Annotated in this window: 18 protein-coding genes; all 18 read right to left on the reverse strand. The window is 47.9% G+C overall.

Features of this window, described 5'->3' with window-relative positions; translation table 11 throughout:
• Window positions 1-204 precede the first annotated feature (204 nt).
• Window positions 205-990 (reverse strand): glycoside hydrolase family 73 protein, encoded by a 786-nt coding sequence (locus tag J7E85_RS11250; protein WP_215157824.1) that lies wholly within the window; start codon window positions 988-990, stop codon window positions 205-207.
• Window positions 977-1,429, reverse strand: coding sequence for a phage holin family protein (locus J7E85_RS11255; protein WP_215157826.1), 453 nt, complete (start codon window positions 1,427-1,429; stop codon window positions 977-979). Before J7E85_RS11255 ends, J7E85_RS11250 begins: the two co-directional genes overlap by 14 nt.
• A 286-nt stretch (window positions 1,430-1,715) precedes the next feature.
• Window positions 1,716-1,886 carry an XkdX family protein gene (locus J7E85_RS11260; RefSeq protein WP_483311311.1) on the reverse strand — a complete coding sequence of 57 codons (171 nt, stop codon included), beginning with the start codon at window positions 1,884-1,886 and terminating at the stop codon, window positions 1,716-1,718.
• A complete protein-coding gene (locus tag J7E85_RS11265) occupies window positions 1,873-2,454 on the reverse strand; it encodes a hypothetical protein (RefSeq protein ID WP_215157828.1) in 582 nt (193 codons plus the stop codon). Before J7E85_RS11265 ends, J7E85_RS11260 begins: the two co-directional genes overlap by 14 nt.
• Window positions 2,455-2,471: 17 nt before the next feature.
• Window positions 2,472-5,087, reverse strand: coding sequence for a hypothetical protein (locus tag J7E85_RS11270; RefSeq protein WP_215157829.1), 2,616 nt, complete (start codon window positions 5,085-5,087; stop codon window positions 2,472-2,474).
• Window positions 5,088-5,633, reverse strand: coding sequence for a YmfQ family protein (locus tag J7E85_RS11275; protein WP_215157831.1), 546 nt, complete (start codon window positions 5,631-5,633; stop codon window positions 5,088-5,090).
• Window positions 5,630-6,688 (reverse strand): baseplate J/gp47 family protein, encoded by a 1,059-nt coding sequence (locus J7E85_RS11280; protein WP_215157833.1) that lies wholly within the window; start codon window positions 6,686-6,688, stop codon window positions 5,630-5,632. The genes J7E85_RS11275 and J7E85_RS11280 overlap by 4 nt, the downstream gene beginning before the upstream one ends.
• Window positions 6,681-7,094, reverse strand: a complete 414-nt coding sequence (locus tag J7E85_RS11285) for a DUF2634 domain-containing protein (RefSeq protein ID WP_215157835.1) — start codon at window positions 7,092-7,094, stop codon at window positions 6,681-6,683. The genes J7E85_RS11280 and J7E85_RS11285 overlap by 8 nt, the downstream gene beginning before the upstream one ends.
• A complete protein-coding gene (locus tag J7E85_RS11290; RefSeq protein WP_215158113.1) occupies window positions 7,094-7,387 on the reverse strand; it encodes a DUF2577 domain-containing protein in 294 nt (97 codons plus the stop codon). The genes J7E85_RS11285 and J7E85_RS11290 overlap by 1 nt, the downstream gene beginning before the upstream one ends.
• Window positions 7,388-7,393: 6 nt before the next feature.
• Window positions 7,394-8,359, reverse strand: coding sequence for an XkdQ/YqbQ family protein (locus J7E85_RS11295; RefSeq protein WP_215157837.1), 966 nt, complete (start codon window positions 8,357-8,359; stop codon window positions 7,394-7,396).
• 12 nt (window positions 8,360-8,371) lie between these two features.
• Window positions 8,372-9,091, reverse strand: a complete 720-nt coding sequence (locus tag J7E85_RS11300) for a LysM peptidoglycan-binding domain-containing protein (RefSeq protein WP_215157839.1) — start codon at window positions 9,089-9,091, stop codon at window positions 8,372-8,374.
• A 1-nt stretch (window position 9,092) separates the two neighbouring features.
• The gene (locus J7E85_RS11305) at window positions 9,093-10,790 is read right to left on the reverse strand and encodes a phage tail tape measure protein (protein WP_251035650.1); all 1,698 of its coding nucleotides are present in this window, start codon (window positions 10,788-10,790) and stop codon (window positions 9,093-9,095) included.
• Window positions 10,791-10,984: 194 nt separating this feature from the next.
• A complete protein-coding gene (locus tag J7E85_RS11310) occupies window positions 10,985-11,407 on the reverse strand; it encodes a phage tail assembly chaperone (protein ID WP_215157841.1) in 423 nt (140 codons plus the stop codon).
• A gap of 29 nt (window positions 11,408-11,436) precedes the next feature.
• Window positions 11,437-11,895 carry a phage tail tube protein gene (locus J7E85_RS11315; RefSeq protein WP_006212529.1) on the reverse strand — a complete coding sequence of 153 codons (459 nt, stop codon included), beginning with the start codon at window positions 11,893-11,895 and terminating at the stop codon, window positions 11,437-11,439.
• A gap of 1 nt (window position 11,896) precedes the next feature.
• Complete coding sequence (locus tag J7E85_RS11320) at window positions 11,897-13,216, reverse strand: phage tail sheath family protein (RefSeq protein ID WP_215157843.1); 1,320 nt, start codon at window positions 13,214-13,216, stop codon at window positions 11,897-11,899.
• Window positions 13,217-13,390 (reverse strand): hypothetical protein, encoded by a 174-nt coding sequence (locus J7E85_RS11325; RefSeq protein ID WP_215157845.1) that lies wholly within the window; start codon window positions 13,388-13,390, stop codon window positions 13,217-13,219.
• Window positions 13,387-13,824, reverse strand: coding sequence for a phage tail terminator family protein (locus J7E85_RS11330; RefSeq protein WP_215157847.1), 438 nt, complete (start codon window positions 13,822-13,824; stop codon window positions 13,387-13,389). The genes J7E85_RS11325 and J7E85_RS11330 overlap by 4 nt, the downstream gene beginning before the upstream one ends.
• A 304-nt stretch (window positions 13,825-14,128) precedes the next feature.
• The gene (locus tag J7E85_RS11335; RefSeq protein WP_215157849.1) at window positions 14,129-14,395 is read right to left on the reverse strand and encodes a hypothetical protein; all 267 of its coding nucleotides are present in this window, start codon (window positions 14,393-14,395) and stop codon (window positions 14,129-14,131) included.
• Between the last annotated feature and the right edge of the window lie 15 nt (window positions 14,396-14,410).

Raw genomic sequence — 14,410 nt, forward strand, 5'->3', positions numbered from 1 at the left:
GACGGCTCGAACACACTATAAAAGCACATTCCGGAAATGAATAATCGAGAATGAAGATGCTAGCAAAACACTAACTGATATAAACAACAAAAACTGCCCATACCGTCCTAAACGGTTGGGCAGCTTTATTGTTCAACACAGCTCAAAAAACGCTTCATTATATAGATGGAACTTGCGAGAGCAGCTGCCATGTTAATTTTTGTATCACTTGCTCGGACTATCGAAAGTCCCCAAACGATGCAGCACAGTCATAATTCGGTAAAAATCGTAGCTACCCTTAGGATCATGCAATACTTCTGCTTGCTGTGCAGCTTGTACTGCCGGTTCTGCCCAAGATGGAACTTTCGCCGGTTTCTCCGTCTCAACTGCCTTGAGCCTTACGTTCATCTGCTGAGTGGTATTGCTTTGCTCCGTTAGCAGTTTCATCGCAGAAGCATATTGCTTGCTAAGCTGCTGAATCTGCTCTTGTGTTTTTTGCAGCTCGGCCGTTAATTGTTCGATTTTCATACGTTCCTCCTCCTCTGGACTAGGCACATCATATTGATAGAGCGAGTTCTGCTCCATAATGGAAATGAGCTTTTTTGGATAATTGGGGTCTGTGGCATAGCCCCCTCTCCAAATCTCGGTTGCAGCTGTTTTATAATCCGCCCACAATACGCCATGGTAACGCTGCGGCTTGTCACGTGTGCCGTTCAGGATCAGCCGGGTATGATCGGCAACCGATTCACTCCAGCTGTTATACTTTCGAAACTGGGCATTGGTCGTATAGGGCGTTTGCCCTCGGTATTCGGTTGTCTGCATGGTGACACTTCCCGCCGGACCAGTCCCCTTGATGCCAAACAGATTGTTCGCTTTTTGCGTTAGACCGCTCATTCCCCAATTGGATTCCAGGATTGCCTGCGCGAGCGTAAGCGAAGCAGGCACCCCATACTGACGCATGTCCTGATTGGCTATAGGTGCCAGCTTGGCTATAAATTCAGAGGGTTTCATCCTTTTTCTCCTTCTTTCGTGCGGTTGGCTTATCCCCTTCTTCGGATTTGATCTGGAATACCTGCACCACATTACGCAGGGACTGGGGGATCGGTACCCCCATTCTCCCCACGTTCTCAATAATAGACAGCAGCTCATTCGCGAGATAGAAGAAGATTACCGTGTTCTGAAAATAATTCATCTCCCCCAGCACCCGGTCCACCAGATGCATCAGGGCGATGATGAGAAATATGGTCATTTTACGTGCAATCCCAGTATAACCAATACGGCTGCGCAGCTCGCCGTTCATCCAGGCCGCGCCCCATCCGGTCAACCAATCGATCACGACGAACCACAACAACAGATGCAGCGGCAGCGACCATCCACCCCAGACGTAACCTGTCACGGCCCCCGTCCCCGCCACCAGCATCTTAAACAGCTGACCGATGTGCTCATACATAATTGTTCCTCCTTTTATATGGTTTTGAAGGTGTAAAAAAGCCCTCGGGGGAGCCGAGGGCTTGAATTGTTGCTATTTATAGTTGCTCTAAGAGAGAGAATCCTTATTAGCATGTACGTCACTTCGCCTGCGGATCATGCTTCCGATCGCTGTTGCCCACGGATTTCCTTAAAACTCATGGATAGGGTTAAAATCCGTGGACAAAGGCGAACGCTCCGCTTCTACAGCATGATTCCGCCTTCTTCGTTGAAGTCTCTTTTTAATCTAAGGTCATTCAAAGCAGCGTTTAGTAGGCCTCGCCAGTGATGACTTCATATTCTTCCAAAGTGATCACGCCAAAGGCAACATATTGTCTCAGTTGGGGCTTCTGTGCCCACTTCTTTTCATAGTAGTACTTCAAGCGCTCAAAATCGTTCTCGAACATCGTCTTCCGCTCCTTTCGATCAGCTATTTTCAAGTGACAGCAACCGCAATTCAAGCCCCACAATTTGAGCGCCCTGCGCCTCATTTTGCTGGCGCAACTCCATGGCCTCGAGCTCCCGCGCAACCATCTCAGAACCTAAGCGATCCACTTCATTAGGTTCCTGTGGTTGAGGGCTAGTTAGCTCCTCGATTTCTTCCTGGGTTAAGCCTTCGATCCATAATGTAGGCTGAGGTGGGGACTCCACCACTGGCTTGTCGCCGCGTTGCTCTTCCGGGAGTGTGTGCCATCCCGATAAGGCTTGTTGGAATGAATCTTGGGCTACGCTTATGGTAGCCTGGTAGCCATTCCAGGCTGCCATATCGAAGCGTGGTTGGTAGAGACCGGGAGTTACCGGGATGCCGATGATGTAGCCGGAGATATTGGATTCTGGTTCGTTTGATGGTTCATCTAGTTCTGTTGTCATGCCTTGTGTTTTGGTTAGACTATCTAGTGTTCCTTGTTCCGTGTGGGAATAAAAAGGGACGATACCGGAAAAGGTATCGTCCACCAACGTATCCTCTATATAGAGGCCGTCTATATTTACTTTAGGTGCGGCTTTCATGAGGATTCTCCTTTCAATTAACTAAGTGAAATAGAAGCATTCATAAGTAAAAATTCATTACCTATATTTGAAGTACTCGATCCATTAATCACCACTACTCCATCAGGCCATATATCTACAGCAATAATTGTCCGATCTCCATTAGAGTTTTGACTAAATGTTCCTATTACTGATACCTTTGATGGCCTTAATTCGTTTGGTAGTCTCATTATATGTGTACCGGAAATAGCCACACCAGCCCTTATTGCCCCTTTAATTTCTAGGTGATCTCCATTCTTACGAATAGACACTCCCGTACTCCCATGACCTACCCATCCATTTAATAAGGTCGGCGTTATCCAGTCAGATACCTTCTTATCCTCTTCCTTTCTCATTAACTCAGAAATGGTGGTCGTACTGTTTTGTACTGATATCACAAGCTCTTGGAGTAACGACTTTTCATTTACTGCGATAGTTCCGAGAAGTGGGACATCAGGTGACTTTTCTAACTTCAGGTACGTAACGGAATAAGCTGCTAATTGATTGAAATGATAAATAGGGCTCAATTGTGCTAAAGCCCCATACTTTTCAGTAAGGGTAACCTTCCATCTAAAATCCTTAACATTATTCATAAAAACTGAAAATACTTGTTTAGCAACATATTTAAAACTAGTAGATCCCGGATTTGCAACAGGATTACCAAGATTCCACCACTTAGCATTATCTAAATACGGTTTTACTCTTTCTCTCAACACGATCCCCGTACCAACTTCGATCTGATTGTCACCTTTATTAAACGTCAGTAATCCTTCAGATATGATAGAATCGACAGTAGGATTTGCAAGTTGGTATACAAGTTGAAAAGGTGTCCAACTAGGAGCTTGGACTGTTGGAAGAACGGCTGTTGCATCTACCCATAGACGACTTATACCGTCACTTCTTCTAGCCCACCACTTAGCGCCAATACCATTATACAGGTTAGTATTCGGACTTTGATTTCCCCCTGTTCCATCGTACATTGTCCAGCCCATAAAAAATGCTTTAATCTCGTCAGAAGTTGGTGTGTAGTTGTCCCCCCACCCGCTGTCTGCGTTGGAAATCCATACATAAGCGTTATCGTTATCAACAGTAACTTTGTCAGGTGCATCTGTACCGCCATATTCATTAAGTATTTTACCATCATATTTAACTCCAATAGCACTACGTACAACTACGTTAGTTAGTGGATATCTAACACTTTTAAATCCTGTAAAAGGGAAAGAGCCGACCCAATTTATCGAACCATCCAAAACCTTCCTATTCCACTTCGCCAGTCTGAAATACTGCCCGTTCTTCTCGAACACCTCGTCAGCATTCGCACCTGTCACCGGATCGGAGTATAAGTCCGTTTGCAGCGCAAGTATACAGTCTTCACGTGGTTTATGTGTTTTGACCGTAGCTCCGAGATTAAGCATAATATCTTCAATAACATAGTCACCAACAGCTGCATCTTGAGGGGCTACAATACGAACCTCCATAGTTTTGATGTTTGCCGGAGTAGCAAATATATCTGTTCCAGTTCCTGTTCCATTGACGGAGGTTCCAGGTGTGTCTAATACATACAACCCAGCTTCATCGTAACCCAGTACATCAACGTACACTCCATCGTATTTTTCTAGGCCATTTAGAGTGATTTTCGCACGAAGTGTATAGTTAGTATTCGGTATAGCAGGTATAAGTTTAGACCGGTATTCCACAACCGTTGAACCTGTCGCTTTTACTATAGCCGAATATTCAGATAGCACTTTCGTTGAACTTTCAACCGTGCCTTCAAATAGTGTAGGAGCCAGATTCTCTCCGTACCGGATCACATACGGATTTCGTACAGGTTGAATACTATCGACGTATGGATATTTAATATCCATTTGTTCTGCGGAATACGATGTAATACTGTTATACTCTGATTGTGAAATTTCATATAAACTTACGTTTTTAACATCAAAGTTGACGGCAGCATATACCCCACCCGCGTAACAAACTCCAATTATAATATCAAAAGCGGTGTCAGCCGATTTTGTAAACCCATAATAAATTCTTTGCCAAATCCCCAGTCTAGTCTTATCAACAGTATCTGCCCCAATTCCAACATTTGCGCCTACTTTAACTAACCCGCTACCAGAAATGCTGTTTACTTTCACTTCTGCCGATATTACGTAATATTTCCCAGCAAGAGCAAGAAAAGCTGAGCCCCCTACTTGTCTATATATGATGTAACCCTCGTCTGTATTTTTAACAGCTACATTTATAATCTCAGTATTATTACCAGTGGTGCCCGACCCAACACTTAAGGTAGTTGTCGCAGGATTTGATGCGCTACGGTTAGTCTGGCGTCCCGCAAGGTTCACCAACGTCCGCCCCTTAATCCCACTCAACTTAAAAGGCGCGCTCCGCTCCGCGTTCACGATCTGAAGCCCTGGCTGCAGCACCACTCCCCTTCGCTCTTCTGTGTCCAGACGCTTTTCCAGTGCGCCGATGGCCTCACTGCTTTCACCCGCGAACCGATCTACGGCATCTGCGTTCTGATCAATATATTTCTCCAGATCGAAATACGTCGTGGACGGCGAGGTTCGATCGATTTTGTTCAACCCGATATTCGGCGTAACCGGATTCGTCATTTAGGCTCCTCCTCCCAACAATCTGTCTTGTGTCGTTGCTGATATTTCCTCAAAGGTCATGCCCTCCACTTCAGCTATGGTGAGATAACGCAGGGCGTAATCGACCGCCATATGTGCTGGCTTGATCTCCTCAATGGCTGATTTCAAATCACTTAAATTCGGCGGGATGCCGAGTGTATCTCGAAAATGAATCGTCACTTTATACTCCGCTGGCTGGACGGATACCTCGATGCTGCCCCGCTCATAGGCTTGCGCCACATTTTTGAGCATGCTGGCAGACACCTTGCCGCTCCCCCGCATCTTCGAAATGATGACCGAACGACGTTGCTCGATCGGCTTGGCGAGGTTCACCGGAATGTTCAAGTCCTGCTCGAACCGGGATAGCGCCCACGTAGCGGTTTCGGGATAATACTGGTCCAACTGATCCTCCAGTTCCTGCGCCAGCTTGTCCAACTCAGCCCCTTCGGCTCCGGCAATGGCTTTCATTTCTCGAACATCGTGATAAAAGGACGGCAGGTAACCCAGCCAGGCTTCGGCTTTACTCATCGGACCGTCACCGTCCCTAGGACAGCTACCGCTTCCGGTTCGATCGGAAGACTGTCCGTTCCTCCGTTCACGGTCAATATCTCGTAGTCGATGACTGCCGGAATATCCAAGATCACATTGGCAATTCGGTTATACCGGACCAGCGGATCGGACATTGCCAGGTCTTTGAGATACTGACGAACCCCCTGCTCAATGGCTTCCTGCACGCCATCCATGCCGGCTCCATCGAGCAGCGTAACCTGTACTTCAATATTGACAGGCACTTCAGCCGCCCCAACAACGGTGACAACCGAACCGACAGGAGCTGCGCCTTCCCCCATGCCATCCATGGTCGGATCGATATACTGCTGCACCGATTCCACAACGGAAGGCGTAGGCGATCGCATCTCGTTATCCAGCAGCACCACCTTGACGGTGCCCGGACCATTCCATAACGGAAAAGCCTTGGCCTTGCCAACCCCGGCTTTCTCCCTCGCCCACAGTTCATACTGATTCCGGTTTGCACTGGTCACGGGCCGGGAGATTTTTTCGCGGTATCGGTCATATAACGCTTCGTCCGACTCGGTATCTTCGCCTGGCACCCAGAGCTCCATTAGCTCTGCCTTCACCAAGCCTTCGACGTATTCCAGCGGAAGCAGCGCGCCGAATCGGCGGTTGCCTTCCTTCCCGCTTGTCTCGCATTCGAGAACATATTGCCCTGAATCCAGACGGGTGATTACTTTGTAATTCAGCGGATCCAATGAAAAACGACTCCCTAGAGGCACATCTACCGCGGTACCGTTATTGCCTGAGAAGTGTCCCAGAAGCTGTGCCTTTGTAGCCTGCTTTCGGGTCAGTCCCGACCAGGCAATGCTCCGATCCAAAAATTCGCCCGATGCCGTAGCGGCAAATTTCAGATTCATGGAGTACCCCAATTCCACGTACATCTGGGCAAGCTCAGCAGCAGAAGGTGCCAACGCATCGTAAATGATGCTGCCTTCCCTTTTATCCATACCATCCGGAATTCGATCCATCATCCGCTCCAGAATTGCTTCGTACGTCTGTTCCTCAACCATCCTCTCTCACCTCCTTGATCATATTGAAAGCACCATACACGCTTCGGACCGTAAATTCCGCCACGGCCTGATCGCCCACAAAGGTAATATTCATATCATCTACCGACAAAATGCGGTCATCCTGCAGCAGCGCTTCCTTGATATGCCGCTCGATTTCAGCATAGGCCCACAGTGGGTCGCGGCCAATGACGGAGTCCAGCTCCTGCCCATAGTTACTGCTGTAGATCAGATGTTCAAAACGCCGCGTCTGAAGGATTTTTACGACAGCCTGTTTAACGGCCTCAAGACCGTCAATGTGACCGGATATCGTTCCTTCCTCCAGATTCAAGTCATATGTCAAGCTAGGCTGTGCCATTGTTTCCACGATCTCGCTACCCGGTTGCAGCGTTCCACCCTGCGGGATCATCACGGCTTCACCAACCGATCCAGCACGAGATACGTTTGTCCGCCCTGATAACGAATGAGCAGCACCGTATCACCAATCTCCAGCCCTTTTCGAATTACATACTCCGCGCCGCCAATGTTCAACTTGTACTCGGTCATTGATTCTCCGATAACTAAAAAATCCTCCGTCAGGCTGAAACGCTGATCCACGTTCACCTCGAGAGGATGTGTTGATGTGACTGTCCCGTACAGCACCGCCATCGGATTTGTGTTTCCCACGGCGCTGAGACTGGCTTTTTTGATAATATCCAGCATCACTGCTTACACCACCTTCATATTCAGCGACATCGTGTGCGTACCATCCGAGAATTTATGCGTACATTCATCGATGAGATACGGCTTCAACCCTTCTTCTGGAAGATTCACATAGATCGTGTTTCCGGCACGGACCCGCAAATCTCCAATAGCCTCGATCGACAACGTCTGCTGCTCTCTGTTCTTCAGCTCCAGCAAGTTCTGCGCTAACTGCTTCAATTGAGCGGGGTTCATGTTCTCGTCAGCAACCTCATACAGCTGGAGCAGCCCCCACTGGGCGATGTTCTGCCCATGCTGGTAAACATACACATCCCTCTTCCCGGTTTCCTTGTTGTCCCGCACGACTTTGACGCGGTTGTACGTCTCGTTGTCGATGCTTTTTTTATATGAAAAATCCGTCATGAGGCTGTCTTCTCCCACCGCGAGTTTAAGCAGCATGTCGTTGATATTGGCCAACGTCAGTTCACCATACTGGTCGTAAAACATATAGTACTGCTTGGTCGCGATCAACGTGGACTCCAGGGCCTTGCAGATCATATCGATCAGTTTTTTGTCCGCTTCCAGCATCGCAGGGATCGTATGGCCGGTATCGGCAAGCGTGCCTGTCTTCAGATTGAAATCCTTGGCAATCTTCCGGATGATATCCTCCACCTTTGCATTCGTGAACCGGTAGGTGTCGTTGCTGGACAGGTAACGCAGCTGGTCATACGCCATCACCTTGACCTCAGCATCCATACCCCACTCCTTGGAAAAAACATAGCCATAAAACAGATCCTTATTATCCTTCCGAAAGCGCACAATGTCGCCGTTTTCCACTTCGAATTCCTTGCTCTGTGCAAGACCATCGTTCACATAGTTAATATCCAGACTCGCCGGCTTCGCCTGACGGCTTGTTTTCCACGTGATGTCGGTTACGATCTGCCCCAAATCCCACACGCTTCCGTTCTTGCGGTCAATCATCAGTTCAATCATGGCGCCACCTCTTTAGGGAATCTTGAGAACCCGGCCTATAGCCAGCTTCCGGACTTCATGGTCCTTGATTCCGTTCAGTTTTTGGATGTCCGCATGACGGGAACCGCTGCCGAGCAGCTTTTGGGCAATGCTCCACAGGGTGTCGCCTTTGGCAACCGTATAGGAGGTTGGTTTTTTGCGGTCATCCGGCCGGTCTTTCTTCTTCACGGCTGCCGCTTTTTTGTCTTTTATCGGTACCACCTTCCGAGCCCCATAAAACACATAGCGTTTGAGCGAAATCGAGAACTCGATATCTTCCGGCGATCCGGTCATCGTATTCCAGTTGAAGCTTTCGATGGATGCCGCCATGTTGATGCCAAAAGACTTCATCGCCCCGACCACATTCTTGCCGTCCGTACCGCTCAGCGGATCTGGAACGAGGCCCGTCATGACAAAGCGCACAGGTCTGCGGGTCTCCATCCATCCTTTAATGGTATTTACGTAATCAATCGGCAGCTTCAGCTCCTGGTCAGATCCTAGATGGACAAAGGGGTACATCCTACCCGGAAAAAAACTTTCAAACGAGATCTCCGTCAGCTTCGGATGCAGAATCGCATTTACTTCACCAAGCCCCGCTACCGTATAGGATTTGCCTTCTCCGCTATCCTTCACGTCAATCCGCTCGGGGTTCACAGGAAACCGAAAAACCTCCTCCTGGTTATTGAAGCTCAGAAAAAATCCGTAATCGCTCATGTTACAGATACACCCCCTCGGCACTGGAAACAAACTGCTCCTCCAGCGTTCGGTTAATTCTCGACATGATCGTATCCAGATCGGCCCCGGAGTTAATATCTCCTGTCGTCATCTGCACGGTCGGCGTCAGGGTGATCATATTGCTGATCGCATTCACTTCTGCCAGATCACGCATGATTTTCAGATCCTCGCTCGCCACGTCCACCGAGTTATCCACTTTACCAATGGAATCGATGCTTCCGCCCGCAGGGGCTACCGGGATTGGGGCCGTTGGCATGACGGGCATGGACGGAGTTGGGGCTGTTTTTGGAACGGGAACATCGTATCCGGTTTTTCCCATATTGTACTGTTCCAATAACTCCTCGTTGTTCTTGCCCGTGTTCTTAGCCGGCATGAATTGATTTTTGAACTTATCTATGGAGAAATCTTCAATATAGTCTTGCCCTTTATCCTTGAAATTCGTAAAATCTGCCTTATATTCAATCTCCGCAATTTGCTTGGTATCCACGCCAAGCACCTTGCCAAAAAAGCCCGCTACTGCGTTAACACCTTTAATGATCCCGTTAATAACTGAAATGACCGTGTTAACCGTGTTTTGCGCCAGATCGACAATGAAACCAAATACGTTGCTAAATATCTGCTTAAGGCCCATAGTCACCACTTTCCAAGCCCCGAATGCGGCCATCGCAGCGATAACTAAAGAAATTAACAGCATAAGAGGATTAGCCTTAACCACCATATTAAATAATCTCATTGCACCTGCCGCTATATTCGTAACCGTAGCCATCACAGTTTGTGCCGCAGTAAACGCGTAAGCCGATATTCTTCCCATAATCATCCCTGCATTTAACATCGCAAAGAAAACACCCACTAAAGCGATAACAGGAAGCAACCCCATAAATATAGTGACCAGATTCCATATAGTGTTACCGACACCAGCAATCGTAGCTTTAATGAATTCCCAGGCTGGAGGGATCATTTGCGCTACCCACAAAAACCCCTCAGCAATTACGGTTAATCCTATGGATATAGCATCAATAAAAGGCTGGAAAGTCCCGTTTTCAAAAGCTGCATTCAACATATCCAGAATTGGCATGATTGCAGCTAATGCGCCACCCCCCATCTGAACAAAAGAATTGTTGACGGATCCCATTAATTGCTGCCACTTATTAACAGGCGAATCCAGCATGGTTTCCATAGCTTCCTGTGTCATGCCTGATTTTTGCAGCAGTTTGTCCATAGATGAAAGAAATGCAGTAAAATTGCCTTTAGATGATATGATTTCTGCATTAAAGCTTTTAATCTGGGAATCAGGAATATTAAAATCTTTAGCTAGAGAGCTGGTATCGCCACGCATCGCACTCATAATCGCCCCTGTTGCATCTTTTGAACTCTTGCCGTCTGTTGATAGTGTGCTCATTCGATCAGCGAAGCCATTTAATTGCGCAATTTGATCTGAGTTTTTAGTCATTGACATGAACGTTAAAGCATTATTTAACGAATCGTTAACATCTAACCCGGTTTTCAATGCATTCTGTTTAATGTTTTCGAATATAGCTGAACCTACCTCAGCATCACCAGTCTTAACTTTAAAGAAGTCTTCCGTTACTTGTTCTTTTGCTACTGGAATAATCGTCATTTTCGCAACAAAGTCGGCCATATTATTTAAGCGCAGGAGTGCATCCTTTACACTCGCCATTCCTTCACCCCCTTTTTCTACAACCTATCTCCGCTTCCGGACTCTCTCGAGCTTCTCCTTCTCCACCCGCATCGAGATCATGGCATAGATGGCGGCCCGTTCCCGGACCGTCATCGCCATGAGCTGGTGAGGAAGGATGTGCAGTTCATGGAGGGCGTAGTACGCATAGTTCGCGTCACCGTCACCCTCTTTGATTAGTTTTTTACGTCATCCACCAGTTCGTTCATATCCCGGTCAAACCCGTTAAGGGCTTGCACCCGCTCACCAAGCGCGGCAAATTCGCCGGGCAGCAGCATTTTGCGGAGCAGAGATTCTGCACCGAGCACGCCGTAGGATTTTTGCAGCTCGCTATTTTTCAAATCAGGGAAGATGACGCTCGATACCATCAGCTTCGCCATATAGTCATTCGGGTCGATTTCCGGCGTGAATACGCCGTTCTTGCCCTTGACCTTACGGGTAGCCGCTTTGCGGCACTCCTGGTTCTCTTCCTCCGTGATGCTGCGCAGCTTCCAAGGCACGGGGCTCCCTTCAGCATCCTTAAAACGAACAGAGACCACGAATTCCTCCGTGATCTCTGCAGACGACTGCCCAGCAAAAAACATACTAAAATCACTCATATTCCTTCCTCCTCATTCAATGTTAAGTATTAGGCCAATGGGTTAAACGGCGTCTCAATCCGCACATTCTCAAACGTGAAAGCCACTTCTTCCTCCAGCGCCTCCGCTTCGGTGTCGAGAGATGCCATAATCACGCTGTCGAGATTGACCCCTTCCAAAATCACCGTCTGACGCCCCGTCGACGAACCTGGATCCTCATTGCGCACTTCAATCATGAAGTAGGCGTCTTTCCCTGTCTGGATGTATTCCATCATCAGCTCGCGGAACAGTGAGGTCACATAATAAATGGTCATCGTGCCGCTGCCCTTCCAGCCAATGGCTTTATGCTGTACGGCGCGTTGGCCCATCGTTTTCAGCTCGGCTTTTTCCTTCTCCACCGTAGCTTCCAGTGTTTTAATGTAGAACATTTCCTCCATACGCTCGCCAATTTTGACGAATGCCTTGCCCTCTTGCCCGGAAATCGTGTCGTTTGCCCGCAAAAATGCCATCTTAGACCACCTTCACTTTCATGTATACTTTTTCAATTGCATCCACTGGCTGTACCTTAATATCCACAAACAGCACATCACCTTCTGAGCCCGGCGTCACCACAATATCCTCGTTCGCATCAAAATTCTGGATGGCACCGATATTCTGCAGAGATGCAAAATACGCCGCACATTCCGCCCAGAACAGCGTCCGGCCATCCACATTGTTATCTACCTTACCGATATAAGACTTCTCGAAAATCAGCTTTAGATCGTTTGCAATTCCATCCAGCACGCGGACCACCCGGTTTTTGGAAAAATGCCGCGCTTTCGCCGGCTCAATCGAGGTAAAGCTATTAATATCCTGCTCGACCACGGCCTTGCCGCCGCTGTAGTTAAACAGAAACTCACCCTTCGTGAGCGCTGCTTCAATCTCCGTATGGCTCAAGCGAACATCGGTATCCACCGCTTCATCGTAAGCCGCATACGTAAGGGATTCGTTAACGGCTGCCGCAGCTGTAGCGCCAGTGACCCAGGCAACTGCCTTCACCTTATCCACGACGGTGCTGTCGGTGAGAACAACGCCATTTTTCACGGAGATGACTCCTTCATAATCCGCAGCCGAATAATCAGACAGCACAGCTTGAACCTTCTTGCCTTCCTGCTCACGAAGACGCTTGACGAATGCGGTATACAGAGACTTAAGCGTTGGGTCACCCGACAACAGGCCTACAGTCTGGAAGTCTTGAACCTCAAGCGCGGCAAGAAAATCAACATGCTCTTGGTTGGTTACGGTGCCGTTCGCGCCGCCTGTGAGAGCAAAGCCAGCCGTAGCTGCCAAATCGCCGGTATCCGGTGCGAAGGCTACGTACAAGTTCGGTTTCAGTTCGGCCGCACTGGCTACAAGCTGTTTTTCTACGACTTTGCCGCTCAGCAGGGTGCTGACCACGAACTTGCCGGGATCATCAACGGCGTTCTCAATGACGATCTGGATGTCATTTCCGCGTTCGCCGCCATAAAGTGCGGTTACTTTGAGACCAGCAACAGAAGCTGCAGCCTGGGCGCCGCTATTTAAGCGGTACAACAGAAGCGTGCCAGCACGCTTAAGTACTTCTTTTACCGAGAGCAACTGTGGTGATGTGATATCATAACCCAGCACCTCCACCAGATTGGTACCTGGTTTGATCGTCAGGATTTTATGGGGCTCTCCCCATGGAAGGGTCAAGCCCAACGCCGCAATCCCCCTTTCACCTACGCGCCCAATCGGCTGCTCCTGCGATGAGATTTGGGTGTATACGCCTGGTCTTACTTTGTTTGGTGTTGTCCATGTTCCTCCGGCCATTTAGATGACCTCCTTTTTCAAAAATGTGGTTAACTGGTCTTTCGCTTGCTGAACGGTGTACGTCTTGCCCTCTTCGAGAATGGCGCTCAGCACATCCTTCTCGCGATTACTGAATTGATTGGATTGTGCCAACTGGTGCTTGTTGAACGCTGGTGCTGTTTCTTTTTTACTCATTTCAATCCGCCTCCCTGTTTCAATGTTTGCATCTTCATGTCGTTCTCTTCCTGATCCGTTGTCATCTGAATGACATACTCTGCACGAAAATATCCTTCTCCCGCTGCCCCATCATTCCGCATTGGTCGCTCCCACGCCACTGATGAGGCGCGACAAAGCTGGCCTTCAACTTCAAGGGAGGTTAGGCTCTCCAGTAACTCGTCCATGATTGTTGCCACCGGCTTCCCGTCAGCGGGCATATAAGAGATGCGGAAGCGAAAACGAGCCGCATATCGACTTGTCGATATCGGCTCGAGCTCGGATAGGGTTAGTTCGGTTAGGAAGTATGGGAGTGCTGGTAATGGTGCGGCATCCTCTTTGGTGATGAGGGGGATGTCTTTAAATTTCGTTTTCAAGGCGCTTTTCAGAGAAGTTTGCATTTCCTGAACAATCATATCTATTGTTCCTCTCTTAAATGAATGTTTACTATCTCAAGAAGACCCGGCGATTGCACACTTAAGCCATTTTTGATTGTCTTTAATTTTGTCTAATGTTCTGATTTTGATTTAACTAAAGCTTCGCTTGCTGTTTGATTTGCATGGATCGCTCAATTCAGATTCAAGTCCATGTTATCAACTTTGGTCTCAAACGCGGTGATCCGCTGGAGCATCTCCGACTGTACCCCGTTCATACCCTTCCCCCTTGTTATATAAAAGAAGACCCGGGTAAACGAGGGCATAAAATAAGATCACTTGTTACTTAAAAGAGTGTATTATAACCCATTCTATTTTGAGGATCAGAAGAAATTAACGCTTTAATTACATCCGATTCTGTTCCTCCATTATTAATTGCAGCTTGACCAGCTTCACCATACACTGTAAGGACAAAGCTAATCGGCGTAAATACCGGAAATCCTTGCTTCCTCAAAAAAAATATAAAACATTCTTGATCATAATCGTTATATCCTATTGGATAACGATCCCTCATAAATTCTTCAAAAGTAGAAATCGTCTCGTTTACTGGCATATTAATTTTTCCTCC

The sequence above is a fragment of the Paenibacillus sp. ISL-20 genome, assembly GCF_018613005.1.
GTDB lineage: Bacteria > Bacillota > Bacilli > Paenibacillales > Paenibacillaceae > Paenibacillus_AQ.

Coding starts and splice junctions, on each gene's coding strand:
- J7E85_RS11290 (WP_215158113.1), bottom strand. CDS start 7,387: ATGCTGGATATTATCAAAAAAGCCAGTCTCAGCGCCGTGGGAAACACA.
- J7E85_RS11325 (WP_215157845.1), bottom strand. CDS start 13,390: ATGAGTAAAAAAGAAACAGCACCAGCGTTCAACAAGCACCAGTTGGCA.
- J7E85_RS11280 (WP_215157833.1), bottom strand. CDS start 6,688: ATGGTTGAGGAACAGACGTACGAAGCAATTCTGGAGCGGATGATGGAT.
- J7E85_RS11250 (WP_215157824.1), bottom strand. CDS start 990: ATGAAACCCTCTGAATTTATAGCCAAGCTGGCACCTATAGCCAATCAG.
- J7E85_RS11330 (WP_215157847.1), bottom strand. CDS start 13,824: ATGATTGTTCAGGAAATGCAAACTTCTCTGAAAAGCGCCTTGAAAACG.
- J7E85_RS11295 (WP_215157837.1), bottom strand. CDS start 8,359: ATGATTGAACTGATGATTGACCGCAAGAACGGAAGCGTGTGGGATTTG.
- J7E85_RS11320 (WP_215157843.1), bottom strand. CDS start 13,216: ATGGCCGGAGGAACATGGACAACACCAAACAAAGTAAGACCAGGCGTA.
- J7E85_RS11310 (WP_215157841.1), bottom strand. CDS start 11,407: ATGAGTGATTTTAGTATGTTTTTTGCTGGGCAGTCGTCTGCAGAGATC.
- J7E85_RS11270 (WP_215157829.1), bottom strand. CDS start 5,087: ATGACGAATCCGGTTACGCCGAATATCGGGTTGAACAAAATCGATCGA.
- J7E85_RS11255 (WP_215157826.1), bottom strand. CDS start 1,429: ATGTATGAGCACATCGGTCAGCTGTTTAAGATGCTGGTGGCGGGGACG.
- J7E85_RS11300 (WP_215157839.1), bottom strand. CDS start 9,091: ATGAGCGATTACGGATTTTTTCTGAGCTTCAATAACCAGGAGGAGGTT.
- J7E85_RS11265 (WP_215157828.1), bottom strand. CDS start 2,454: ATGAAAGCCGCACCTAAAGTAAATATAGACGGCCTCTATATAGAGGAT.
- J7E85_RS11285 (WP_215157835.1), bottom strand. CDS start 7,094: ATGATCCCGCAGGGTGGAACGCTGCAACCGGGTAGCGAGATCGTGGAA.
- J7E85_RS11335 (WP_215157849.1), bottom strand. CDS start 14,395: ATGCCAGTAAACGAGACGATTTCTACTTTTGAAGAATTTATGAGGGAT.
- J7E85_RS11315 (WP_006212529.1), bottom strand. CDS start 11,895: ATGGCATTTTTGCGGGCAAACGACACGATTTCCGGGCAAGAGGGCAAG.
- J7E85_RS11275 (WP_215157831.1), bottom strand. CDS start 5,633: ATGAGTAAAGCCGAAGCCTGGCTGGGTTACCTGCCGTCCTTTTATCAC.
- J7E85_RS11305 (WP_251035650.1), bottom strand. CDS start 10,790: ATGGCGAGTGTAAAGGATGCACTCCTGCGCTTAAATAATATGGCCGAC.